The sequence below is a fragment of the Geobacter sp. genome (assembly GCF_030834625.1).
GTDB lineage: Bacteria > Desulfobacterota > Desulfuromonadia > Geobacterales > Geobacteraceae > Geobacter.
Window position 1 is genome coordinate 17,015 of the sequence record NZ_JAUQXO010000009.1, and the last position, 22,915, is coordinate 39,929.

The 22,915-nt window shown below is 58.7% G+C and carries 26 protein-coding genes and 2 pseudogenes; 16 read left to right on the top strand and 12 right to left on the bottom strand.

Translation table 11 applies throughout. The features are described from left to right. Window positions 1-5 precede the first annotated feature (5 nt). The 12 genes from RCH91_RS00740 to RCH91_RS00795 all read right to left on the bottom strand — a co-directional run bounded on the left by RCH91_RS00740 (window position 6) and on the right by RCH91_RS00795 (window position 12,245). Window positions 6-1,259: a radical SAM protein gene (locus RCH91_RS00740; RefSeq protein ID WP_306532601.1), complete on the bottom strand. Its 1,254-nt coding sequence runs from the start codon at window positions 1,257-1,259 to the stop codon at window positions 6-8. A gap of 65 nt (window positions 1,260-1,324) precedes the next feature. Then, window positions 1,325-2,530, bottom strand: a complete 1,206-nt coding sequence (gene metK, locus RCH91_RS00745) for a methionine adenosyltransferase (protein ID WP_306532602.1) — start codon at window positions 2,528-2,530, stop codon at window positions 1,325-1,327. Between the two features lie 296 nt (window positions 2,531-2,826). After that, window positions 2,827-3,621 carry an ABC transporter ATP-binding protein gene (locus RCH91_RS00750; RefSeq protein WP_306532603.1) on the bottom strand — a complete coding sequence of 265 codons (795 nt, stop codon included), beginning with the start codon at window positions 3,619-3,621 and terminating at the stop codon, window positions 2,827-2,829. Then, window positions 3,618-4,376: an ABC transporter permease gene (locus RCH91_RS00755; RefSeq protein ID WP_306532604.1), complete on the bottom strand. Its 759-nt coding sequence runs from the start codon at window positions 4,374-4,376 to the stop codon at window positions 3,618-3,620. The genes RCH91_RS00750 and RCH91_RS00755 overlap by 4 nt, the downstream gene beginning before the upstream one ends. A 4-nt stretch (window positions 4,377-4,380) precedes the next feature. Then, a complete protein-coding gene (locus tag RCH91_RS00760; RefSeq protein WP_306532605.1) occupies window positions 4,381-5,346 on the bottom strand; it encodes an ABC transporter substrate-binding protein in 966 nt (321 codons plus the stop codon). A 17-nt stretch (window positions 5,347-5,363) separates the two neighbouring features. Next, on the bottom strand, window positions 5,364-7,373 hold the full coding sequence (cooS, locus tag RCH91_RS00765; protein WP_306532606.1) for an anaerobic carbon-monoxide dehydrogenase catalytic subunit: 2,010 nt from the start codon (window positions 7,371-7,373) through the stop codon (window positions 5,364-5,366). 170 nt (window positions 7,374-7,543) lie between these two features. Continuing rightward, window positions 7,544-7,708, bottom strand: a complete 165-nt coding sequence (locus tag RCH91_RS00770) for a YezD family protein (protein WP_306532607.1) — start codon at window positions 7,706-7,708, stop codon at window positions 7,544-7,546. Between the two features lie 44 nt (window positions 7,709-7,752). Then, a complete protein-coding gene (locus tag RCH91_RS00775; RefSeq protein WP_306532608.1) occupies window positions 7,753-8,784 on the bottom strand; it encodes a sulfate/molybdate ABC transporter ATP-binding protein in 1,032 nt (343 codons plus the stop codon). 65 nt (window positions 8,785-8,849) lie between these two features. After that, window positions 8,850-9,692: a sulfate ABC transporter permease subunit CysW gene (cysW, locus tag RCH91_RS00780; RefSeq protein WP_306532609.1), complete on the bottom strand. Its 843-nt coding sequence runs from the start codon at window positions 9,690-9,692 to the stop codon at window positions 8,850-8,852. Between the two features lie 15 nt (window positions 9,693-9,707). Continuing rightward, on the bottom strand, window positions 9,708-10,541 hold the full coding sequence (cysT, locus tag RCH91_RS00785; protein WP_306532610.1) for a sulfate ABC transporter permease subunit CysT: 834 nt from the start codon (window positions 10,539-10,541) through the stop codon (window positions 9,708-9,710). A gap of 162 nt (window positions 10,542-10,703) precedes the next feature. Then, on the bottom strand, window positions 10,704-11,717 hold the full coding sequence (locus RCH91_RS00790; RefSeq protein ID WP_306532611.1) for a sulfate ABC transporter substrate-binding protein: 1,014 nt from the start codon (window positions 11,715-11,717) through the stop codon (window positions 10,704-10,706). Between the two features lie 66 nt (window positions 11,718-11,783). Beyond that, window positions 11,784-12,245 (bottom strand): Rrf2 family transcriptional regulator, encoded by a 462-nt coding sequence (locus tag RCH91_RS00795; protein ID WP_306532612.1) that lies wholly within the window; start codon window positions 12,243-12,245, stop codon window positions 11,784-11,786. Window positions 12,246-13,187: 942 nt separating this feature from the next. Here RCH91_RS00795 and RCH91_RS00800 point away from each other — a divergent pair. The 16 genes and pseudogenes from RCH91_RS00800 to RCH91_RS00870 form a co-directional block, all read left to right on the top strand. After that, window positions 13,188-14,507: a site-specific integrase gene (locus tag RCH91_RS00800; protein WP_306532613.1), complete on the top strand. Its 1,320-nt coding sequence runs from the start codon at window positions 13,188-13,190 to the stop codon at window positions 14,505-14,507. A gap of 202 nt (window positions 14,508-14,709) precedes the next feature. Further along, the gene (locus tag RCH91_RS00805; protein WP_306532614.1) at window positions 14,710-14,847 is read left to right on the top strand and encodes a hypothetical protein; all 138 of its coding nucleotides are present in this window, start codon (window positions 14,710-14,712) and stop codon (window positions 14,845-14,847) included. Next, on the top strand, window positions 14,844-15,164 hold the full coding sequence (locus RCH91_RS00810) for a DNA-binding transcriptional regulator (RefSeq protein WP_306532615.1): 321 nt from the start codon (window positions 14,844-14,846) through the stop codon (window positions 15,162-15,164). The genes RCH91_RS00805 and RCH91_RS00810 overlap by 4 nt, the downstream gene beginning before the upstream one ends. Window positions 15,165-15,232: 68 nt before the next feature. Beyond that, window positions 15,233-15,961 (top strand): hypothetical protein, encoded by a 729-nt coding sequence (locus tag RCH91_RS00815; protein ID WP_306532616.1) that lies wholly within the window; start codon window positions 15,233-15,235, stop codon window positions 15,959-15,961. A 150-nt stretch (window positions 15,962-16,111) separates the two neighbouring features. Then, window positions 16,112-16,342 carry a helix-turn-helix transcriptional regulator gene (locus RCH91_RS21380; protein WP_373694351.1) on the top strand — a complete coding sequence of 77 codons (231 nt, stop codon included), beginning with the start codon at window positions 16,112-16,114 and terminating at the stop codon, window positions 16,340-16,342. Window positions 16,343-16,350: 8 nt separating this feature from the next. Beyond that, window positions 16,351-17,088 (top strand): hypothetical protein, encoded by a 738-nt coding sequence (locus tag RCH91_RS00820; protein WP_306532617.1) that lies wholly within the window; start codon window positions 16,351-16,353, stop codon window positions 17,086-17,088. Window positions 17,089-17,099: 11 nt separating this feature from the next. Further along, window positions 17,100-17,504 (top strand): hypothetical protein, encoded by a 405-nt coding sequence (locus tag RCH91_RS00825; protein ID WP_306532618.1) that lies wholly within the window; start codon window positions 17,100-17,102, stop codon window positions 17,502-17,504. A gap of 6 nt (window positions 17,505-17,510) precedes the next feature. After that, window positions 17,511-17,924 carry a plasmid mobilization relaxosome protein MobC gene (gene mobC, locus RCH91_RS00830; protein ID WP_306532619.1) on the top strand — a complete coding sequence of 138 codons (414 nt, stop codon included), beginning with the start codon at window positions 17,511-17,513 and terminating at the stop codon, window positions 17,922-17,924. Window positions 17,925-17,946: 22 nt separating this feature from the next. After that, window positions 17,947-18,912: a relaxase/mobilization nuclease domain-containing protein gene (locus tag RCH91_RS00835; RefSeq protein WP_373694352.1), complete on the top strand. Its 966-nt coding sequence runs from the start codon at window positions 17,947-17,949 to the stop codon at window positions 18,910-18,912. 27 nt (window positions 18,913-18,939) lie between these two features. Further along, window positions 18,940-19,617, top strand: coding sequence for a hypothetical protein (locus RCH91_RS00840; RefSeq protein ID WP_306532621.1), 678 nt, complete (start codon window positions 18,940-18,942; stop codon window positions 19,615-19,617). Between the two features lie 17 nt (window positions 19,618-19,634). After that, window positions 19,635-20,408: a P-type conjugative transfer protein TrbJ gene (gene trbJ, locus RCH91_RS00845; RefSeq protein WP_306532622.1), complete on the top strand. Its 774-nt coding sequence runs from the start codon at window positions 19,635-19,637 to the stop codon at window positions 20,406-20,408. Between the two features lie 13 nt (window positions 20,409-20,421). Continuing rightward, on the top strand, window positions 20,422-20,574 hold the full coding sequence (locus tag RCH91_RS00850) for a hypothetical protein (protein ID WP_306532623.1): 153 nt from the start codon (window positions 20,422-20,424) through the stop codon (window positions 20,572-20,574). 9 nt (window positions 20,575-20,583) lie between these two features. Next, window positions 20,584-21,873, top strand: coding sequence for a P-type conjugative transfer protein TrbL (gene trbL / locus RCH91_RS00855; protein ID WP_306532624.1), 1,290 nt, complete (start codon window positions 20,584-20,586; stop codon window positions 21,871-21,873). Continuing rightward, a complete protein-coding gene (locus tag RCH91_RS00860; protein WP_306532625.1) occupies window positions 21,870-22,061 on the top strand; it encodes a hypothetical protein in 192 nt (63 codons plus the stop codon). The genes trbL and RCH91_RS00860 overlap by 4 nt, the downstream gene beginning before the upstream one ends. Before the next feature lie 87 nt (window positions 22,062-22,148). Continuing rightward, a pseudogene (locus RCH91_RS00865) lies at window positions 22,149-22,523 on the top strand (DNA methyltransferase); the annotation flags it as partial. A gap of 35 nt (window positions 22,524-22,558) precedes the next feature. Continuing rightward, window positions 22,559-22,789 (top strand): annotated as a pseudogene (locus tag RCH91_RS00870) (recombinase family protein); the annotation flags it as partial. Between the last annotated feature and the right edge of the window lie 126 nt (window positions 22,790-22,915).

Here is a 22,915-nt window from a genome sequence, read left to right on the forward strand (position 1 = left end):
TTTCCCTACAAAAGCCGCGACAGATCAGTGTCGGGGTGGTTGCCGCAGCGGCGGTAGTCGTCGAAATCGACACCCAGCTCGTACTTGACCCGCAGGTCGTGGAGCCCCTTGGCCAGGCGCACGAAGTATTCGAGGGACGGGTTCTGCTGATCGCGGAAGTACGAGCCGGGCCGCGGCACCCAAACGATGAAGACGGTGGTCACACCGTGTTCCGCCAAGTACTCCGCTTCGGACAGGGTCGACTCCAGGGCATCGTCCTCGCTGGTGAAACCGCTGGGCTTGGCCAGCTCCACCCCTCCCACGAGGCCCGTGCCGACGTTCCCCCGGCCGAAGATATCCACCGCCCGGATCAGGCGCTGTTGCCATTTCCGGTAGCCCACCGCCTGGGCCTTGCCGGGGCAGATCCAGTTGAAAAGCCGCTCCCCCAGCACCTCCAGGTCGCTCGTGTAGCTCGTGAGTCCCGTCTCCTCGTAGAGCCGCGCGAGCTGCTTCTCGTTGAAGGCCGAGGCGATCAGCTGGCTGGGGAACTTCCGGGTCGAAAAGTTCTCGCCGACCGCCTGGAGGGTCTCGATGTAGTACTCCACCTCGCGGTCGAAGATCTCCTCCCCCTTGAGCACAGACCCGGCGGTGAGGCACATGCCGGTAAAGCGACCGGGCTCCTTGAGGGCCTCCCGGATGGTTTCGCTGACATCCCGGGGCTTCAGCCGCGCGGGTACCCCAAGCTCGTCCTTCTGCTGCTTCGTGTGGGTGACGATGTCGCAGAAGCGGCATTCCTTCTTGTCGGCCCAGAAATGGCAAAAACTGGACTGGAAGATGTTGAGCCGCTGGGGACGGGCGCTGACGATATGGCTCATGGGGATGCCCGAGCTCGTCGTCTTGTCGTAGTAGCGTGGTTTGGGCCAGAGATCCACGAACTCCATCACTTCGCCGCCATCGACCAGCGCCAGACGCCCATCCACCAGATCGACCAGGTACGGGTCCTGCTCCAAGGGGGTAGGATCGGTGAGGATGGAGGTGCCGTCCCGGAGGATCAGAGACTCGGGCAGCGGCTTGATCTCCCCGTCCCGGGAACCGAATATGTAAGGGCTGCGCATCTGGACGGAATCGTCGACGATACTGAGGGCACGCTCGGTGTAGTGAACGCCCCGCCGCTGGGCGTCGATCTTCAGGGCTATCAGCCGGGGGACGTCAGGGTACTTGGCTACGACCTCGTCCAGGGTCAATTCCGCCTCTCTTTTTCTCTGCAGTGCGACTGCCATGGACCTTCTCCTTCCGGTGGATTTGCCGTGCCCGTCAGAGGACCGGCGGGCACGGGAACGTCTCTCTACGCCGATTTCCTGAACACCGCCTGCTCCAGCTTCTTGGCCTTGTCCGTCCGCTCCCAGGGGAGGTCGAGGTCGGTACGGCCGAAGTGGCCGTAGGCGGCGGTCTGGCGATAGATGGGACGGCGGAGCTCCAGCTCCTCGATGATCGCCGCCGGGCGAAGGTCGAAGTGTGTGGCGATCAGGGCAGCAAGCTCTCCGTCGGCGATGACCCCGGTGCCGAAGGTTTCGACGAAGATCGATACCGGCCGTGCCACGCCGATGGCGTAGGCGATCTGGACCTCGCAACGCCGGGCAAGCCCTGCGGCCACCACGTTCTTCGCCACGTACCGGGCAGCATAGGCGCCGGAGCGGTCCACCTTGGTGGGGTCCTTCCCCGAAAAGGCGCCGCCACCGTGGCGGGAAAAGCCGCCGTAGGAATCGACGATGATCTTGCGGCCGGTGAGGCCGGCGTCGCCGTGGGGCCCGCCCACCACGAACCGGCCGGTGGGGTTGATGAAGTAGCGGGTGTCGCCGTCGAGGAGTTCCGCCGGTACCACCGGACGGACAACTTGGGCGAGGATGTCCTCCCTTATCCGTTCCGGCGCCACATCGGGATCGTGCTGGGCCGAAACAACAACCGTGTCGATCCGTACCACCCGGTCACCCTCGTACTCCACCGTCACCTGGGTCTTGCCGTCGGGGCGCAGATAGGGAAGCACCCCGCTCTTGCGCACCTCCGTGAGCCTCCGGGCCAGCCGGTGGGCCAAGGCGATGCTCGTCGGCAGGTACTCCGGGGTTTCGTCGGTGGCGAAGCCGAACACCAGCCCCTGGTCCCCCGCGCCGACGGAGTCGAGATAGCCGTCGTGGTCGCCGCGCTCGCGGGCCTCCAGCGCCCGGTTCACCCCCTGGGCGATGTCGGGCGACTGCTCGTCGAGGGAGACGAGCACCGCTGCGTGGTCGGCATCGAGGCCGAATTCACTGCTCGTGTAGCCGATCTCCCGGATGGTGTCCCGCGCCACCCGGGCCGCGTTGACACGGGCCTCAGCCGAGATTTCGCCGAAAAGCAGGACAAGTCCGGTTGTAACGCTCGTCTCGCACGCCACCCGCGCCAGGGGGTCCTGTGCCAGGTACGCGTCGAGGATCGCGTCCGAAATCTGGTCCGCCAGTTTGTCCGGGTGACCTTCGGTCACCGACTCCGAGGTAAACAGGTATCTCTGCTCTGCCATCGTCCTTCCTCCTTGTGTGCGTTACGTACGCAAAACGACTGGAGGCCAAGCAGGATCATCATGATGATCTCCACTTGGCCTCCAGTCTTTCTGGTCAGCTCCAGCGAGTTTCAAACTATAATTACTATCTACTTGATAGACTAATTGAACAACAAAATTGTGTCAAGTACTATTATCGGTATTTACCACTACTTTACATCTACTTTCACGAATAAATTTACACGTCTATTGCGCGGAAATATCATCGTGCTTCAACACAGCACTACAAGGAAACAGCGGGAAGGGCGACAGCCGAGCTAAATGCTGTACGCCGCCTCACCCGCCGCTTCCCGATGCACCAGGTGAAACTCCTCGAAGAGCTCCCGGCGGTAGGCGGCAAATTCGTCGCTGGTCCGGTCACAGGGGCGCGGGAGATGGACGGAAAGAATCTTCCTTACTCGCCCTGGGTCCGGGGCCATGAGAATTACTCGTCCGCCGAGGTAAATGGCCTCGTCGAGATCATGGGTGACGAAGACCATCGTCGGACGCTTCTCCCCCCACAGGCGCAGAACCTCGTCCTGGAGCCGCAGGCGGGTGAAGGCGTCCAGCGCGGCGAAGGGCTCGTCCATGAAGAGGACCGACGGCTCGACGGCCAGGGCGCGGGCAATGGCGACCCGCTGCTTCATCCCTCCCGAGAGCTGGTGAGGAAAGCTGCGAAGAAAGGAGGAGAGCCCGACCATATCCAAGTACCCGGCGGCCCGCTCCTGGGCCTCCTTTTTCCCTATTCCCCTCGACTCCAGGGCGAAAAGAACGTTGCCCAAAACTGTCCGCCACGGGTAAAGACCATAATCCTGGAAGATCATGATGTGATCAGGATCAGGACCCGTTACCGGCCGGCCGTCAATGGTAATGGTGCCGGCCGAGGGCTGCTCGAAGCCGGCCATGAGATTGATCAGTGTTGTCTTGCCGCAGCCAGACGGTCCAACCAGGCAGACAAACTCGCCAACACCTATCTCCAGGTCGAGCCGCTGCAAAGCCGTCATCTCTTCGCCTCCCGAAGCGGGATAACGTTTCTCCACTCCTTGAAGGAGAATCTTCACCGGTCGGCTCATGCCGCACCTCCCCAGCGACGACCGAGCCACAACTCGGCGAACCGCATCAACCTGTTTATGAGAAGCCCCAGAAGCCCCACCACCAGCATACCGGCGAGAATCCAGTCGGTGCGCAGAAAATTACGAGCATCAACGATCATGAAGCCGAGCCCCGACTGGGCACCCAGCATTTCCCCGGCCACCAGATGGATCCAGCCGGTCCCCACAGCTATGTGAAGCCCCACCATGATGCCTGGAAAGGCGGCAGGAATCACAACCTTGAGAAAGGTCGACATAGGACGGGTGCCAAAATTGGCAGCCACCTTCAGATAGATGGCCGGGACCTTCACCACTGCACTTATGGTTGAGACAAGCATCGGGAAAAATGTTGAGAGGAATATGATAAAGACAGCCGGAGCATTGCCGATGCCAAACCAGAGGACCGCGAGAGGAAACCAGGCAATGGGCGAAATTGGACGAAGAAGCTGGATGAGGGGGTCAACGGCGCGGCGGGCAAGGGGCTGGCGCCCGAGCAACAGACCAAGGGGGACCGCCGTTACAAGCGCCAGAACATAGGCCACCCCGAAGCGGACGAGGCTCACACCGATATGACGCCAGAGAACCCCGTCGGCGGAGAGCTCGGCCAGGGCTTTTACCACGTCGGTGGGGGCGGGAAACTGCTCCGGCGGATAAAAGCTGGCCACCACCTGCCAGACTGCGATAAATGCCACTGCCGTTATAACCGGCAATCCCCGGCGCAATGCCTTGAGTGCCATCGCTCTACCCTTTCCTCTTTGCAAAGCGGTCATCCAGATAGCCGGCAAGATCCACCTTGTCCTTCGCGACTCCGAACTTCAGCATGTAGTCCTGAGTGACGGCAAAATCCGCCTGTAAAGGGGCCAGATTCCGGAAGATAAGACGATCCTGAGGAGTAGTGAGGACTTTCTCAACGATTTCCGAGCGCTGGCCGAGAATCTTCACCGATACCCTGGCCGCTTCGGCCGGTTTGGACTCGATAAAAGAAGCGGTGCGGATGAGCCCCGCAATCAGCTCCTGCACCTCGGCAGGATAGCTCTGGATGACCTTTTCCTGCATGTTCAGAGTGCAGCAGATGTGGTCTTTCCAGATATCCTTGGAGAGAACGAGAATTTTCCCGATCTTCTGAGCCTCGGCCTGGGCACCGAAAGGCTCAGCCACCATGAAGCCGTGGATCCGGCCGGTGGCGAGCGCAACAGGCATCTCGGGAGGCGCCATATCTATCACTTTCACGTCCCGCCCCGGCACTAGCCCCTTCTCGCTCAGGGCCTTGCGCAGCAGCAGGTTGTGGGTCGAAAAAGGACTGGGAATGGCTACGGTCTTGCCCCGCAGATCAGCGATGCGATTGATATCGGGTGAATTTTTCACCGTTATGGCGCTGCCGTTGCGGTGTCCCAGGAGCACCACCTTGATCGGAGCCCCCTTTTGACGAAGCGCTAACCCCATCGGAGTCAGGAGAAAACCGCCGTGGATTTTGCCGTTCTTCAAGGCTTCGGCGATCTCGGGCCAAGAGGAAAACCTCACCGGCTCGATGCGAATGCTTTTGAACTGCTCCCGCTGGGCGGCGATCATCAGAAGATGATCAGTGAGAGGCAGATAGCCGATCTTCAGCGTGAGCGTGGACCCGCCGGCCAAGGCGAAATGGCCGAAGGGAGTGGCGGCGGCCGCCAGAACAAGTCCCGAGGTCTTGAGAAAATCGCGTCTGTTCATGGGTATATCCTCCGTCTTTACAGGTGTTCGTGATGGTGTTGGTGCCCGTGGGCGTGGGCATGAGCGTGGACCGCCTCCTGCTGGAGAGCCATGAGCCGATCCGTGGCGGGGGGGCCGCACGGTGACCAGCCGAGCGCAGCGCGGCACTCGTCGAAGTCGGAGACGATCCGACGGGCAAGGGCCACGGGATCGCCGTCCACCACCATGACCGCCCCCAGGGTCTCCTGGGTGGCCTCGGCGAAAAAGCGGGCAACCTTGTCCGAGCCGGCCACGGGCGGGGCGATGCAGTGGTAGGAGTTGAGCCCCAGGAGGCGGAAGCCGAGGGCCGCGCCAAGCCCCTTCTCGTTGGACCACTCGGGGCTCGAAAAGGCACAGGGTAGGCGACGCAGGGGCTCTCCGGCGGTCAGGGACAGGCCCCGGAAGAGGGCCGAGGCCCGGGCATTGTCGAGGCATTCGCCCATGTGCCAGACCGGCGGCAGATTCAGCGGCCCGACCACACTTCGCAGCCCTTCCCCTGCTCCGGCCACCCCCTCGGGGAGGCAGAAGCCCATCTTCAGGAGGGCGAAAGCGGCGCAGCCGTTGGTCAGCAGCACCACGTCATGGGCGATGAGCTCCTCGGCCACCTTCACCACCGCCTCCTCGTAGACCACCTTCGGGTTGTTGCACCCGACGAGATTCACCACGCCGCGGATGCGGCCACTCTTGAGGTGATCCAGAAGCCGCTCGGCGCCGCCGAAGGTGGCGGTGATGTTTTCCACGGAAAAGCCCACCTCGGCATCCATTCGAGCCGGGGGAATGAAGACCTTGCCGGCCTGCCGCTCACCGAAGGACTGGATGCCGCGCCGCACGATCCGCTCGGCCAGTTGGTGGGCCTGATCCAGGTTCGAATGGTGATGATCGAAGGCAATATGCTCCGCCCCCGGCAGGCGGGCCGAGTCACTGGTGGTGACCACCCGGGTGTGGAAGCAGGCGGCAACATCCATGATGCCGGGAAAGACATCCTGCACGTCGGCCACCCAGAGGTCGAGGGCGCCGGTGGCAAGCACCAGTTCCGCACCCATGGCGTTGGTGAGCGGGGTGACGTCGCCGAACTTCGCCAGGGCCGAGTGGCCCGAGCAGCAGATGCCGTAGAGCCGGATGGTCTCCGCCCCAGCCCCTTTCGCCTCGGCGATCAGCTCCGTCCGACGGGCGGCAGCGACGATGGCCGCCACCAGCACTGGCGAGTGGCCGTGGACGGCGATGTTAACGGTATTTTCGGTGATAGCTCCGAGATTGGTGGAAACCCTGCTCCGCTTGGGAAGCCCGTAGAGGCAATCCATGGCGATTGCGGACCCCATCACGCTGCTCCAGGCAAAGGCAAGGCCGCAGCGGAGCACTTGGCGCATGATGTTCTCCCAATCGCCGTCAGTGCCGGTGGTGGTGCGGTGCAGTGCCTCGAACACCTCGTGGTAGGCCCCCACGGGGAGGATGTCGAGCTCCTTCCAGACCGCCAGCCGCTCCGGTGTCGCCAGGGCCTCCAGGGTCCGGTGCGGTCCGGGAATGGTCCGGCAGAGGTCTTCCAGAAGGATGAGGGAAATCTCCCCCGCCATCTGCGGAATGGTCTTGCTCTCGTCGAAGATCCCGAAAGCCTTGGCCGTGGCCACGACCTTCTCCGGGCCGAGGATCGGCAGATCGAGAGCGCCCTCAGCAGCTCCCTTGAGGGCCAGCATCGCCTCCCGCCCCCGGGCCCCGTGGGCCGCTACGCCGGCCGCCGTCCAGCGAAGGATGTTGCGGGCCACGATCAGGTGGGCATCGGCCCCGCAGACTCCCCGCGGGCTTTTCGGCGTGATCCGGCACGGTCCCATGTGGCAGTTTTTGCAGCAGGTGCCGGCCAGGCCGAAACCGCAATGGGGCTTCTGGGCGTCGAAACGGTCGAAGGGAGTCTCGATGCCAGCCTGGTCCAGGTGCTCCAGCATGGCACGGACTGCCGGGTCGGGAGTGCGGGCCATTACATCGCTCTTGGCGGGGAATAGGGTTTTCTTGCTCATGATCTGCTCTCTCTTGGCTCGATCAACGGATAAATACGGTCACGCATGTATTTACTATTTAATTAATCAACAAATACCTACAACAAAACAAATCGGCACGATAAAGAAAAGTGGCTGTCATGTCAACATTCCATTAGTAAAGAAATATGCTTCCCGAAGATCAGTCCCCGTCACTTAAGTCTTATCTTCTCGTTCTTATCGATCTGAATGACCTTCCCGTCCTGGATCACGAGGGTAACAGTGCCGAAACGTATTTCCCGAAGCGCCGCTCGGATCTTCTCCTCGAGATCGCTGCTCCACTGTTCTCCCTGATCGATAACCGCCGCGTTTGCCATCTCACACCTCCCCTGTTTGGCTCGCCATCCCTGCGCGCCCAAATCTAAATCTGATAATCACCCACAAATCTCTGCATCTTCCGCGGCCTTGCGTAGACCGTTTCGCCGACGTCGAGGGCTAGCCGGTCCGCTCCGTCCCGGGAGAGTTCCGCCTCCACCGTCTTGCCGGTGCCCCGCACGAGAAGCTCCACCCGCACCGCCGGCCCCACGGCCTGGATATGGCGTACCTCGGCCTCCACAGCGTCTTCGGACTGTCTCCGCTCCACTTCGATATCGTGGGAGCGAACGTACCCCACCGACAGCTCCGGGGCCGCCGCCCGCGCCTGCCCCTGCTCAGTCCGGCAATGGAAGAGGTTCACGCTGCCGAGGAAGTCGAAAACGAAGGGGTTGGCCGGTTGGTCATAGACCTCGGCCGGGGTTCCCACCTGCTCGATCCGTCCCTTGTTCATGACCACGATCCGGTCGGCCACTTCCAGGGCCTCTTCCTGATCGTGAGTGACGAAGACGCTCGTGACGTGGATCTCGTCGTGGAGGCGCCGCAGCCACCGCCGAAGCTCCACCCGCACCTTGGCGTCAAGGGCGCCGAAGGGCTCGTCCAGGAGAAGCACTTTCGGCTCCACCGCCAAGGCCCGGGCCAGGGCCACCCGCTGCCGCTGCCCCCCGGAAAGCTGGGTGGGGTAGCGGTCGGCGAGCCCCTCCAGCTGCACAAGGCGCAGGAGCTCGTGAACCCGCTCCCGGATCTCCTTCTTCGCCGGACGCTCCTTTCGCGGCTTCACCGTAAGGCCGAAGGCGACGTTCTCTTCCACGGTCATGTGCCGGAACAGCGCATAGTGCTGGAACACAAATCCTACTTGCCGCTCCCGCACATGGCGGTCGGTGGTCTCCTGGCCGTCGAAGCGGATCGACCCCCCATCGGGGATTTCGAGCCCGGCGATGATCCGCAGGAGCGTCGTCTTCCCCGACCCCGAGGGGCCCAGGAGCGCCGTCAGCTCTCCCGAGGGGACGGTGAGATTCACGTCGTTCAGGGCGGTGAAGCTGCCGAACTGTTTGTTGACACTGACAATCTCTATGCTCATGTCATGGTTCCTTTGTGGTGATATAGGGGCACGGTCACCGTGCCCAGGGAGGGGAAACCCCTCCCCTACGATAATTCCCGCATCCGCCATTCAACGAAGCTCTTCACCACCAGGGTGACGAGCGCCAGAAGCGCCAGGAGCGAGGCCACGGCAAAGGCGGCGACGTAGTTGTATTCGTTGTAAAGGATCTCCACGTGGAGGGGGATAGTGTTGGTCGCCCCCCGGATATGGCCGGAGACCACCGAGACGGCGCCGAACTCCCCCATTGCCCGGGCGTTGCAGAGGATCACGCCGTAGAGGAGCCCCCACTTGATGTTGGGAACCGTCACCCGCCAGAAAGTCTGGAAACCGCTTGCCCCGAGGGTTATGGCCGCCTCCTCCTCGTCCTTCCCCTGGGCCTCCATGAGCGGGATCAGCTCCCGGGCCACGAAGGGGAAGGTGACGAAGACCGTGGCAAGCACAATCCCCGGCACGGCGAAGATGATTTTGATGTCATGGGCCTGGAGCCACGGCCCGAGCCACCCCTGGAGCCCGAAGAGGAGAACGTAGATGAGCCCCGAGATGACCGGCGACACCGAGAACGGCAGGTCTATGAGGGTGATGAGGAGCTGCTTCCCCCGAAACTCGAACTTGGCGATGGCCCAGGCGGCCACTACCCCGAAGACGAGATTCACCGGCACACTCACCGCCGCGGTGATGAGGGTCAGCTTCACCGCCGCCAGGGCGTCGGGCTCGCGGATGGCGGCGAGATAAGCGTCCCATCCCTTCTCGAAGGCCTGGGCGAAGACCGCCGCCAGCGGCACGAAGAGAAAGAGGCCGAGGAAGAGGAGCGCCGTGATGATGAGGGCCCAGCGCACCGGGGCCGGCTCGGTGCGGGTGCGGGAAGGTGATGGAGCAGAACTGGACATGTCGTAATCTCCCGATCAGGCCGCGTGGCGCCTGCTCCACTTCTGGAGGAGGTTCACGGCCAGGAGCATGAGAAATGAGAAGAGGAGCATCACCGTGGCGATGGCGGTGGCGCCGACGTAGTCGTACTGCTCCAGCTTGGTGATGATGAGGAGCGGGGTGATCTCCGACACCATCGGCATGTTGCCGGCGATGAAGATGACCGAGCCGTACTCCCCCACCCCCCGGGCGAAGGCGAGCGCAAAGCCGGTGAGGAGCGCCGGGAGAAGCTCCGGCAGGAGCACCCGCCGGAAGGTCTGCCAGCGGTTCGCCCCGAGGCAGGCGGCCGCCTCCTCGATCTCCTGCTCCAGCTCCTCCAGGACCGGCTGCACCGTCCGCACTACAAAGGGGAGGCCGATGAAGGTCATGGCGACGAAGATCCCGACCGGGGTGAAGGCGACCTTGATCCCCCGGGGCTCCAGATACTGCCCGAGCCAGCCGTTAGCCGCGTAGACCGAGGAGAGGGTGATGCCGGCCACGGCGGTGGGGAGCGCAAAGGGGAAGTCCACCAGGGCGTCGATAAGGCGCTTGCCCGGCAGGCGGTAGCGCACGAGCACCCATGCCACCAGGAGCCCGAAGAGGGCATTCACCCCTGCCGCCGCCAGGGCCGCGCCGAAGGTGACCTTGTAGGAGGCCACCACCCGCGGCGCCGTAACCGTGGCGAAGAACTCCCCCCAGGTGAGGCTCGCCGTCTTCACCACCAGGGCCGACAGGGGCAGCAGCACGATGAGGGAGAGGTAGAAGACCGTGTAGCCGAGGGTCGGGCCGAAGCCGGGGATGACGGTGTTTCGTGTGATTGGTCTTGTCGCCATGGTGGTTGGTCCTTTGCATAATCCCAATGCAGGGCTGCGGATTTTACGCCAGATCGTCGCACCCGCAGGAGAGACTGCGGAGGCGTAGCAGCGCTACGCCGCACAAAGGAGCGACGAGGACGGCGGCGAGATGGCGTGAAAGTCGCAGCCCCTACGTCAGTGTTATTTCCCCGGCCCGTAGATCTGGTCGAAGACCCCGCCGTCGGCGAAGTGCTTCTTCTGGGCCGCCTTCCAGCCGCCGAAGGTGTCGTCAATGGTGAAGAGCTTCACCTTCGGGAAGGCCTTGGCGTATTTGGCCGCCACCTTTGTGTCGATGGGGCGGTAGTAGTGCTTGGCCGCAATCTCCTGCCCCGCCGGGGTGTAGAGGTATTTGAGGTACTCCTCGGCCACCCTGCGGGTCCCCTTCCGGTCCACCACCCTGTCAACCACCGTCACCGGCGGCTCGGCCAGAATGCTGACCGACGGCACTACGATCTCGAATTTGTCCTTGCCCAGTTCGTTCACCGCCAGAAACGCCTCGTTTTCCCAGGCCAGGAGTACGTCACCCTGCCCCCGCTGGACAAAGGTGGTGGTGGAGCCCCGGGCGCCGGAGTCAAGGATCGGCACGTTCCTGAAGAGCTTCGTCACGAACTCCTTGGCCTTTGCCTCGCTGCCCCCCTTCTGCTTCAGGGCGTAGCCCCAGGCGGCCAGGTAGTTCCAGCGGGCACCGCCGGATGTCTTGGGATTGGGGGTGATCACCTTCACGTCGGGGCGGACGAGGTCGTTCCAGTCGCGGACCTTCTTGGGGTTCCCCTTGCGGACGAGGAAGACGATGGTGGAGGTGTAGGGGGAGCTGTTGTGGGGGAGCCGCTTCTGCCAGTTGGCGGGGATGAGCTTCGCCTTGTCGGCGATCTCGTCGATGTCGTAGGCAAGCGCCAGGGTCACCACGTCGGCGTCGAGGCCGTCGATGACCGCCCGGGCTTGTTTCCCCGAGCCGCCGTGGGACTGCTTCACCGTCACGGTGTCGCCCCCCTTCCCCTTCCAGTATTTGGCGAAGGCGGCGTTGTAGTCCTGGTAGAGCTCCCGGGTTGGATCGTAGGAGACGTTGAGGAGGTTTACCTCGGATTGGGCCGCCAGCGGGGTGGCAAGGGCGAGAACTGCGGCGGCGAGGGTGGCGATGGTTCTGAGAGTTTTCATGGTCTGCTCCTTTGTTGTTTAGCCTATCGATTTTGTAGTCTAATTGGGCACAAAAAAATGCCGTGCTTAGATCGTGTAAAAAAGCGCCCCGTCCTTCTTCTGCTTCTCCTGCTCGATACGCTCCAGCACATCGGCCAGGGAGGCGCTGTCGAGGATCTGGGCCATGGCGTCGCGCACGTCCTTCATGACGAGGCGGATGCCGCAGCTCCACTCGTCATCACACTCCTCGCACCGGGCGTAGGCGGATTCGCTCACGCACGGCACCGGCGCCAGGGGGCCTTCGAGGGTCCGGATCACCTTGCCCATGCTGATCTCCCGCGGCGGTCGGGCCAGAGAGTACCCGCCCCCCTTCCCCTTCTTGCTCTGGAGCACCCCGGCATTCTTGAGGGCCAGGAGGATCAACTCCAGGAACTTCTTGGGAATCCGCTCCTCCCGGGCCAGGTCCGCGATGAGGATCGGCCCCTTGTCGTACTCCCGGGAGAGGTAGATCAGCGCCTTGAGGGCGTATTTGGTCTTTTTTGATATCATTAGTCGATAAATCCTATAGGGTGTTGATACATGTTTCGACGAATTGAGTCAAGAAATTTTTTACATACCAGAACCATACTGAATCTCAACCTCCTGGATCACGGCATTGGCCTCGGCAAGGGAGAAAATGGCTCGTTTCCACAGTCCATCACATCAACCATCATAACTCCTGTAACCAACAGTAATTATTTAATTTATTCGAGTTGCAATTTTTGTCTGCATCCCGGGCATAGTTATTAACAGAGCTCCGTTTACTGGAGTACTAAAATCTTACTCTCAGGGAAATCAAAATGGCGAGAAAACGAAACGAAAAAATCAAAAAACAAGCAGAGTGCTACAAAATCGATATTGATCTCATCCATTTCTCAATCTCATTAATTAATACTAACCGCAGAACTCAGCGAACCGGAGGACTACATAATCTTTGATTGTTTGAGAGTGGCGAGGTCAAAGTGGTTGATAACGATGATCAAGAGGATTCGTCGAAAAGCCCAAAACCGCCACTATTACGAAAAAAAGATAATTCAAAAATACGGGCCTCCAAAGAACTGTTCGGATAACAACTATTTCTAGGACTAGTCTGGCAGTTGCCTTTTAGAACTTTCGTCGACTGAGGAGATGTTCAAAGCAGACGACAAAAGGACACACCAGAGGACACACAAAGCAAAAAAAGGGCTTACAGCACAAGCTGTAAGCCCTTAATTTTACTGGCGTCCCCGAGACGATTCGAACGTCCGGCCCCTTCCTTAGGAGTAACATACTATTAGCTTTTCAGCTCATTTCACACCGCTTCATACCCGCCCACGCAATCACCGTAATGCCTTGACATATCTGTTTTATTAACATATTCTTTGTGTCAAATTGTTTCACAACGACGCACCATTATCCACCATATAGAGGTTACCTAGAAGGTTACCCAAAAACCTTGCAGTTGGGATAATCATGAAATTTACCGACCTTTCTATCAGGAACCTGAAGACAAAGAAAAGCAAATATTACGTCAGGGCCGACATGGGGAACGAAAAGCATGGCTTTGCCATGTGCGTCTATCCTTCCGGCGTGAAGAGCTGGTTTTTCATATACACATTCGAGGGAAAGCGCCACTCCCTGGCCTTCGGCAATTATCCGGATATCACACTTGAAAAAGCAGGGATAGAATTTGATCGGCTATGGGCGCTATTCAGAGCTGGGAAAAACCCCGCCCTCGTCGAGGAAGCCATAAAGGAAGAACGGCAGAAAACCCCCACTGTCGAAAAACTTGTGCAGGAGTATATCGAACGCCATGCCATGAGATTCAAGAGGTCATGGCAGCAGGATGAACGATTACTAAACAGGGAAGTGGTTCCCGTGTGGGAGAAGCGGAAAGCCTCCGAGATAACGAAGCGTGATGTGACCCTATTACTGGAGAACATTGTTGATCGTGGCTCACCTGCCATGTCAAACCAGGTGCTCAAGGTCGTTCGCAAGATGTTCAACTTCGCTATCGAGCGAGACATCCTTCAGAACACCCCCTGCCTCGGAGTTAAGGCGCTCGCTCCAAACACGAAGCGGGAGCGCGTTTTGACCGAACCTGAAATCAAGACGCTTTGGAACAGCCTTGACTCATCAAGCGTTGCCATATCCGATGAAATCAGGCGAGCCCTGAAGTTGATACTCGTAACCGCTCAACGGCCTGGGGAAGTGGCCGGAATGCACTCCCATGAGATTGACGGCAAGTGGTGGACGATCCCTGCCGAGAGAGCCAAGAACGGACGAACCCATCGGGTCTATCTCACGCCCCTTGCCTTGGAGCTCATCGGGGATCTGACCGTTACCGATCCCGAGACCGGCGAAACAAAACCGAGGGGTTATATCTTCCCCACCCCGCACACAAAAAAGAAGCAACCGATTGACTCACACGCCCTACCCGTTGCCGTACGGCGAAACCTCTCATGGCCGATCACCGACAAATACGGTAAGCCGCTTTTTGGAGAGGACGGAAAACCGGCCACAGAAAACAAGCTCGGCATTGACCAATTCACCCCTCACGACTTGCGACGGACTGCGGCAACCTTCATGGCCCAAATGGGATACATGGACGAAGTGATTGACGCCTTGCTGAACCATGCCAAGCAGGGGGTGATCCGGGTTTACAACCTTCACAAGTACGATGTAGAGAAGCAGAAAGCCCTTGAAGCCTGGAGCAGGAAGTTGACCGGTATCGTCACTGGCAAGGATAGCGGCAAGGTGGTGAGCATCCGCCCCCGCAAGAAGACGGCATAAACGAATTGCACACCATACGCTAATAGGGTATAGTAAATCATGCTTTTTGCCGAAACATCGCTATTTACCCAGCTACCTCGCAGACGATGAATACCGAGAGTTTCAGGCGTTCATCACCGAAAACCCGGATGCAGGAGATATAATCAGGGGCTCAGGCGGTATCCGCAAGGTTCGATGGACGGCCAAAGACAAACGTGGCGGGGTGAGGGTCATCTATTACTGGCAACGGGCTGACAGTCATATCTACCTGATAACCCTCTACGCCAAGAACGAAATGGCGGGCCTCTCCCCCGCAGAGATTGCGGCCCTCAAGAGAATCGTGGAGGCATGGAACCAATGAAGAAGCGCAACCTTTTTGAAGAACTGACTCAAGGGATCGAGGAGATCAACCAGTTTCGGGCGGGTAAGGTCACTTTGAAAACCTATCAGGTGGAAAAAACGCCGAAAATCGAGGTAACACCGGAACTCATCAAGGAGACGCGGGAACGCCTGAATCTTTCCCGGGCCGTTTTCGCCCACGAACTCCACGTCTCTCCTCGAACCCTGGAGAAGTGGGAACAGGGCCGCGCAAAACCGAACGATCAAGCGGCTACCCTGATTCTCCTGGTCCGGAAGTATCCTGACACCTTGGACCGCCTGAAAAAACTGGCAGCGTGAGTCAGTGACAAAAAGATTTCGGCCGGGGGAATATGTCCCAAGCTTGTTGTCGCCCGAAAGAGGAAAATATGAGCAAAAACAACAGATACCTGAATGAAGAAGAAATAGCCAGAATGCGTGCGTACTACGCGAATGCAGAAGGAAGGAGCAGATTGCATCGTTTGATGCTCACAAAGCTAGGTAATTTGTTTATATGGCTGGAACCTCGGAGCCCAGAGCAAGTATATGGACTCTGTGAACAGTTGCCATTGCCTTTAAGTGAATCTGAAATAGAAAAATTTGTTGAAGAATTAAAATTATTGCCATATGAACTTGATGCAATGATAGCTATCAAAATGATCCATGAATTTCTTGATACAAATCATTTTGTCAATATTTATTCAAATACGAATATCGAAAATTTCTATGAAGTATATGAATTAATATTAATTACAACAAAGATTGAAGAACACTATACATTAGCTGGGCATGACAAGGCTATTTGGCCTTATGAGACAAAGCTAATCGGATTAGCTCAAGAAGGACATAACCATAAAAAAGCGTCAGCGGCTGGCCTTAATAATAGATGGTCCAAATCAAGACAGCTTTACGATAAGGCAATAATGATTGCTAAAGAAAAGTGGGAATGTGGTTGTGATTTCAAACATCATAGAATGAAAGACTGGCTACTTAATGAGTATGAAGAAGATGGCAGGATGCCTTTTCTTGATCTCCGCGAAGCACCCTTGATGGATAAGCTTAAGTCTTTGTTGCGAGAAATGGGCAGAGCCGATCTAATTTTTAACGGTTTCAAATAACAACGGCAGCTTACCCCAGTCACGATACGCACCCAAACCCCGCTTATAGCCCTACCACCCACCTTTTAGCCCTATCACCCATCTAGCAGCCGTTCAAATAAATGCATACATTGCCTCCTAGTTGCACATCAATTCAGTAGGAGGCAACAGATGTCGAACAAATGCCTGCAACATACTCCCAATTCTTCAGACCGGTTACTTAGTTTTTCCGAATTGAAGGAACTAATTCCCCTGAGTCGCTCGACCATCTGGCGGCTCGAAAAAAGTCAACGCTTCCCCCGCCGGAGACAGATATCTCCGAAGAAAGTCGGGTGGCTGTTATCGGAAGTTCTTACCTTCATTAACAGTCGAAAACCTGCTGATGAACAGTCGAAAGCCTAATCGACGCCATGCACGACATACTGCACCCCATACCGACGCGACGCGGCACTGCCCTGCTCTATGGCGAGCATCCGTTGGTGATCGACCCGATGCTTGCGACGTTCGTAGGACTGCACGAGGCGATCATCCTACAACAGCTCCACTACTGGCTGAGATACAACCAAAAAGAACGCAACAACATCCGAGACGGGAGAGTATGGGTCTACATGTCGTATCAGGAGTGGAGAGAGCAAATTCCATTTTTCAGCTGCGATCAGATCAAACGGGCATTTCTCAGCTTGGAAAAGAGGAAAGTCGTAATTTCCAGGCAGTTCGACCGCAAAGACTGGAACCAGAGGAAATGGTACAGCATTGACTACCTCGTACTCGATGACGTGCAACCCCTTGATTTTTCCGATGGTGCAATTTTGCACGATCGAGCATGCGCAGCTGCACCATCGAGAGTGCGCAATCGCACCATCGAGGGTGCAACAGCGCACGAACAGAATCAAATAACAGAGACTAAAGCAGAGATTAATTCAGAGATCAAAAAACGCCAAGCCGCGAAAGAAATAAATCACCCCCATCAAGCAACTACCCTCGAAGTGGGGAACAGCGACCACGTCCAGTCTGTAGACATAAAAAAACTGCTCTCTCAACTTCCGTGGATGCACGGAAACCAGAAGATCAATACGCCTCTCGATATCGAGGAGCGCAAACGCACATTGCACCAGCAGGCCGCACAGTTAGGGCTCGGAACCCAATAAGGAGGAAACCCATGGAAACAGCAGCCGGTGTCATCTTGGAAAGACTTTTCTGTTCCACGGCTCACCCTGAGCGCAAATTTGAGGTCATCACTCTCCACTGTTTTGCCAGCGGTTACGTAATGTACGCCCCCCAAATAGGTGGAGCGTTCGCCAGCGGTGAAAAGCTCATCGAAGTGGATGCCGATTTCTGGGAGTGCGAGGCCTTGAACCGCTATCTGGCGGAGGCGGACAAAGCAGCTCCGATGCAGCCGGGGCATCCGGATTGGGTCCCGGTAATGGCGACGAGTGCGGCTGCGCCGCAGGCGATAAATTGCCGCCAAAAGGTGAGGAGCGAGCCATGTTTCTCGTCTGACGGAAATCCGTCTTCCGAGAAACTTAACCGGCTCGTCCCCGCGCTCACTCCGTTTGCGCGGTAAAGGCAAATGAAGACCTCCGGTCGGCCCAAAAAGGAACGGGCCAAAGTCAGAAACAACCGCATTACCGTGCGGCTGAGTGACGAAGAATTGGTCGCCCTTTTCCAGAAGTCTCAGTGTCTATTGGTGTCGCCATCGACCTTCCTTCGGATGGCGGGATTGTCTCAAAATCTGCCTGCGCCCCTACCCGAGATTAATCTTTCCACTTACCAGGAACTCGGCCGGATCGGGAATAACCTGAACCAGTTTCTGAGGCTTCTTCACCAGCAAAAAGTGATGGCGATTCCGGATGAGATTTTCGTCGAGCTATCCGACTTGCTTCGACAAGTCCGGGTGGAGCTGAAAGGCAAGAACGATGATCGGCAAACAGCGCAAGGGCAGTGGGTTTCGCGGCGTCCTCAACTACGTATTGGACCCCCATAAAGGGCGCTTGATAGGCGGCACCATGGAAGGCGAAACACCGCGCGAGCTTGCAAGGGAATACGCAGAGACTCGACAGCTCAACCCAAGCCTGAAAAAGCCCGTATATCACGTCAGTCTCTCCCTGTCGCCGGGTGAGCACCTAAACGACGCGGAATGGAACACCATCGCCGACCGGTACATGATCGAAATGGGGTTCGCCCGGTCGCCTTATGTCGCCGTTCGCCACACCGACCGGGACCACGACCACATCCACATTGTTGCCTCTCGCATCGGCCTGGACGGCAAGACCGTTTCCGACAGCCGGGACTATGAGCGGAGCGAAAAAGTGATTCGGGGGATCGAAGCCGATTTCGGCCTTCAGCGTGTCGCACCGAGCCGAGAAGCGGAACGGAGAGCACTCACCAGCGGCGAGTTGCGGCGGGCGCTTGAAACGGGGAAGCCGAGCGTAAAAATGAAGCTTCAGCGGATCATCGACGATGAAGCCAAGCACAGCCTGACCATGAGCGACTTTATAAAAAACCTGGAGCGGCAGGGCGTGGTGGCAATCCCCAACATGGCAGGGAACGGCCGGATTACCGGCATGAGTTACCAGCTCAACGGCGAGACCATGAAGGGGAGTGACCTGGGCAAGGGGTACACGTTTGCCGGCATTCAGAAGCGGGGCATCTCCTACGCCATGGAGCGAGACCTTGAGGAACTGCGGAGGCAAAAGGAGATCAACGCCCGAGACAGCCAAGCCGGGAATGACCTCACCACGCACCAGGTCGAAGGAAAAAAGGCCGTCACGGGGAAGATCAAGGAAGTTTGCACCATCAACGGTCGCGATCACGTAGTGATCCAGACCGACAAGGAGACAATTGTCATCCCGGCCTCTTCACTCGATAAGACCGCCGCCGAGCTCAAGAAGATGGTTGGTCAGGAAGTGAGGGTACGCGGAGGCCTGAGAGTCAGGATCGACGAACCGAAGGAACGCCAAATGGAGCGATAGAGCTCCACGAAAGGAGGGAACGAGAGGATGGGACTGCAAGATAGGGTCAGGGAACTCCTGGAGCAGGAGGAGCCGCAGAAGTCGGCGGAAGAAGCCGCTATGGCACTGGCATCGGCAGATGAAGAAATTACCCGGTTTGTGAGGGCCATTGACGAGCTGGAGAAGGTCATATTCCGGTACACCGCGTTTACCGACAAGCTGGAGGCCGACAAGAAAGGGCTTGAGAGGCTGGCAAAGGAGGTCGAGGGTCAGCGGCTCGATGTGGGGAAGATGCTTGTCACCCTAGAGGCGGCGTCGAAGAGCCTCCCCGCAGCCATCGCCACGGCTATCGAGGGAAGTGTCAACCGGTCCATCGGGGCCACATCCAAGCAGATCGACGCCATCAGGGAGGCGACGCGGGAGGCCACGCAAACCGCGCTGAACGCCGGAGCCAAGGGCGTTGAAGCAGCCGCCCGAAAGGCCGAGGAGAGCGCCGCGCAGATGCTCAAGGCCAAGCGGCACATGAACTGGCAGGGTGTGGCCCTCCACCTGGTCGGCTACCCCCTCGCCGCGATCCTCGTGGCATGGCTGTTTGTCGGCAATCCGAAGGGGCACAACTCTTCTGAGCAAAAGTGGCTTCAGAACGGCAAGGCCCTTGAAACGGCCTGGCCCAAGCTTTCCGCCAGGACCCGCGAGGAGATCCAACGGGTTGCGGCGGGCAAATGAAATCAGGAGGTGAACAGATGAAACGACTACTCGCGGCAATGGCGCTCGGTTTTCTGGTGATTGCCGGGCCGCAATCCGCCTTGGCAGGAATCCCGGTCTTCGATTATTCCAACCTGCTACAGGCGATCGTCAGCTACGTGCAGCAGACACAGCAGTATATGACGCAGGCCCAGCAGTACGCCACACAGTTGAGGCAACTCGCCTACCAGTGGGAGCAGCTGCAAAACGATGGCCTGAATTTGCGACATATGGACAGCTACGCGGCACAAAGCACCATGTATCGGATTGAAGACGCCCTCTATGGGTTGCAGACCCTCACCAGCAAGACCCGGGGGATTGTCCTGGACTATGCCCGGGTCGAGGGGGAGTTTGACCGGCTCTATCCGGACTTTCAACGCTACAACGGCATGAGCGGGCGGGATTATGCTCAACAGGCGCTTCTGCAGAGTCGTCAAACCGGAAATGCGATGGTAGACGCCATGAAGGCCCAGGGGCTCGTCGCCAACGTGAAGAACGACCAGGAGGCGCTGCGGACCCTGATCCAGGCGTCCCGGTCATCCCAGGGGGCTCTCTCGGCCGCCCAGGTAGGTAATCAGATAGGTGCCTTGACGGCCCAGCAGCTCATGCAGCTTCAGACGATCATGGCCACCAGCCAGCGGGCGCAAACCTCATATCTCGCCGAGGTGAACGCCAACGACGCGGCGGCACGGGCAAAAGCAGCCGACGTGATGAAGGACTTTACGCGATACGGCCAGGGACGGGTGAAAGCGTCCGCAAATCCATTCAAATGAGGAGGTAGACGAGATGAAGAAACTGATTTTTTTCGGGGTGGTGCTGGCGCTTTTCGGGTGTCAGCAGGTGGACAAACAGGCCCAGGAAGAGGCCAAAAAGAAGATGAAGGACTTCACGAAGTATGGCGAGGGTCGGCCCAAGCTTCCCGCCAACCCCTACAAGTAGGAGGCCGTCATGATCCCTGATCTTACCACCATGCTTCAGACCTTCATGGGAGTGTTCAAGAGCGGCCGCAGCGCCCTGCTGCCGGATGCCATGGGGCTCCTCAAGATTCTGGCGGCCATCACCATAACCTGGTCGGCGCTCATGTGGGCCTTGAGCGAGGGGGATGTGCTCAAGGAGTTCGTCAAGAAGGTGATCTTCATCGGGGCATTCGTCTACCTCGTCACGTCGTTTTCAACCCTCGTGCCGGTGGTGGTGGACGGCTTCATCTACGCTGGCACCAAGGCCGGCGGAAGCAGCAACACGATGCTGATCTACGATCCTTCGGCGATCATCGGTCAGGGGCTGATCGTGATCGAACCGATTTTTCAGTCGGTGCAGGAGTATTCCGGAGCAAAGGCCTTGCTGCACTTGCCGACGCTCTTGACTACGTGGGTCTGTGGTCTTCTGGTGATCCTCTCCTATATCCTGCTGGCAGTCCAGGTATTCATCACACTCCTGGAGTTCGGGATTGTCTCTACCCTCTCCCTGATCCTCCTTCCGTTCGGGGTCTGGAAGCCGACGAATTTCATCGCTGAAAAGGCCATCGGGGCGATCATCAGCTTCGGGGTGAAGTTGATGGTGCTGGCTTTCGTCATATCGGTGGGATACCCAATCATGGAGAAGTTCGCCGTGCCGCTTGACCCCTCCTACAACCAGCTCTTTACCCTTGTAGCGGCGTGCCTCGTGATGGTGGGGCTTGCGTGGCATGCCCCCGGCGTGGCGGCGGGGCTGTTGGCCGGTGCGCCAACCCTCACGGCTCAGACTGCGGCCGGCGTCGGGCTTGGCGTGGGAGCCGGAGCAGCCGGGGGGGCCATCGCCACCAGGGCGGCCGCCGCGGGAGTGCCCCAGGCGGCCCGAGCGGCGGCGAGCGCCACCCGCACGGCGGCCTCGATGACCGGGGCGGTCTCGGCACTTTCCGAGATGCACGGCGGAGGCGTGGGGGGAGCCATCAAGGGGGGTGGCGCCTTGGCCGCCGCCGTGACGCGGGGTGCGGCCAAGAGCGCCGTTGAATCGGTCACAGAGGCCTACGGAGGCGGTGCCCAGAAGGTTGGTGCTATGTTGGGAAAAGGCGAGTCCAGTGAACCATCCGGAGGGGGAAAGGGTGGAGGAGCAGAGACGGGGCCTCCAGCGTGGGCCAAGCGACTGAGCTCAGTTGCCGTCGCCAAGACGGCCGCACAGTCGGCCATCCCCCCGGAAGCTAGCCCGTCCGGAGGGGTGGCGGCACCCATCAATGATCCAGAGAAAGGAGCATCCGCATGATACCGAAAAAGACGAAGATTCTGTTCCTGGTAAGTTGGTTTATCCCCTTCCCCATCGCGTTTTGGCTTATGCAGTTACGGGTTCCGAACCTGGAGATCTACCTCTTTCTCTTTGCCTTGGGGGTGTGGGGGAGTGCGTGGATTTACCGGCAAGAGAAGAAGGGAAATGCCCTGAGCAAAACAGGATAAAGGTGGAACGCCGCACTCTGTCCTTCAGGCGCGACGATCATAAGGGGCATACGACCAACGCGGTCGCGTCCGGGAATTGGATGTTACATGAAAAAAGCGAGGGTAAAACGGCCACCGGAGCTTTCCATCGATGATTCGACAATCTTAGAAGGTGATTCGCTCCACGTTTTAGCCCGATTACCGGCCAACTTAGCTCAGTGCGTTATTACGTCGCCACCCTATTGGGGTTTGCGTGATTACGAGATCGAGGGGCAGATAGGCCTTGAGCCAACTCTTGACCAGTTCCTGAATCACCTTGTTGCTGTGTTCTCGGAGGTCAAACGGGTGCTGCGCGATGACGGTACGCTATGGCTAAACATAGGAGACAGCTACACCAGCGGCAACCGGGGATATAGGGCACCAGACAAAAAGAATCCGGCCAGGGCAATGAGTGTTCGTCCGGATACTCCGAAGGGCTTAAAGGGTTCAACTCACGAAACGGAAAATATCGTACGCTAAGCCTCGCCGAGATGGAACGCTAGCTGACCGTCGAGCGTACCTGCGCCGGGCTGGAAGTCGCGCGACAGCTCGGTCGCAAGGGCGGTCGTAATCCCAAGATGACCGACAGCTAGAGCGAGTCGGCCAAGAAACCGCTGGCCAGCGGCGTTCCGCCCAAGGACGTAGCTAAGAACCTCGGTGTGTCCATCACTACGCTGTACCGCTGGGTGCCCGCGACAGCGCACGCTTAGCGTGCGATTTTTCCCGTTTCGTTAGCAGACCTCAGATACAGCGATTGATAGAGCGGTTTATTGAGTCATTGCCGAGAGCTTTCAGGGAGCCATGGCTACTTTTGCCTCGGCCCCAGCGTAGTTATA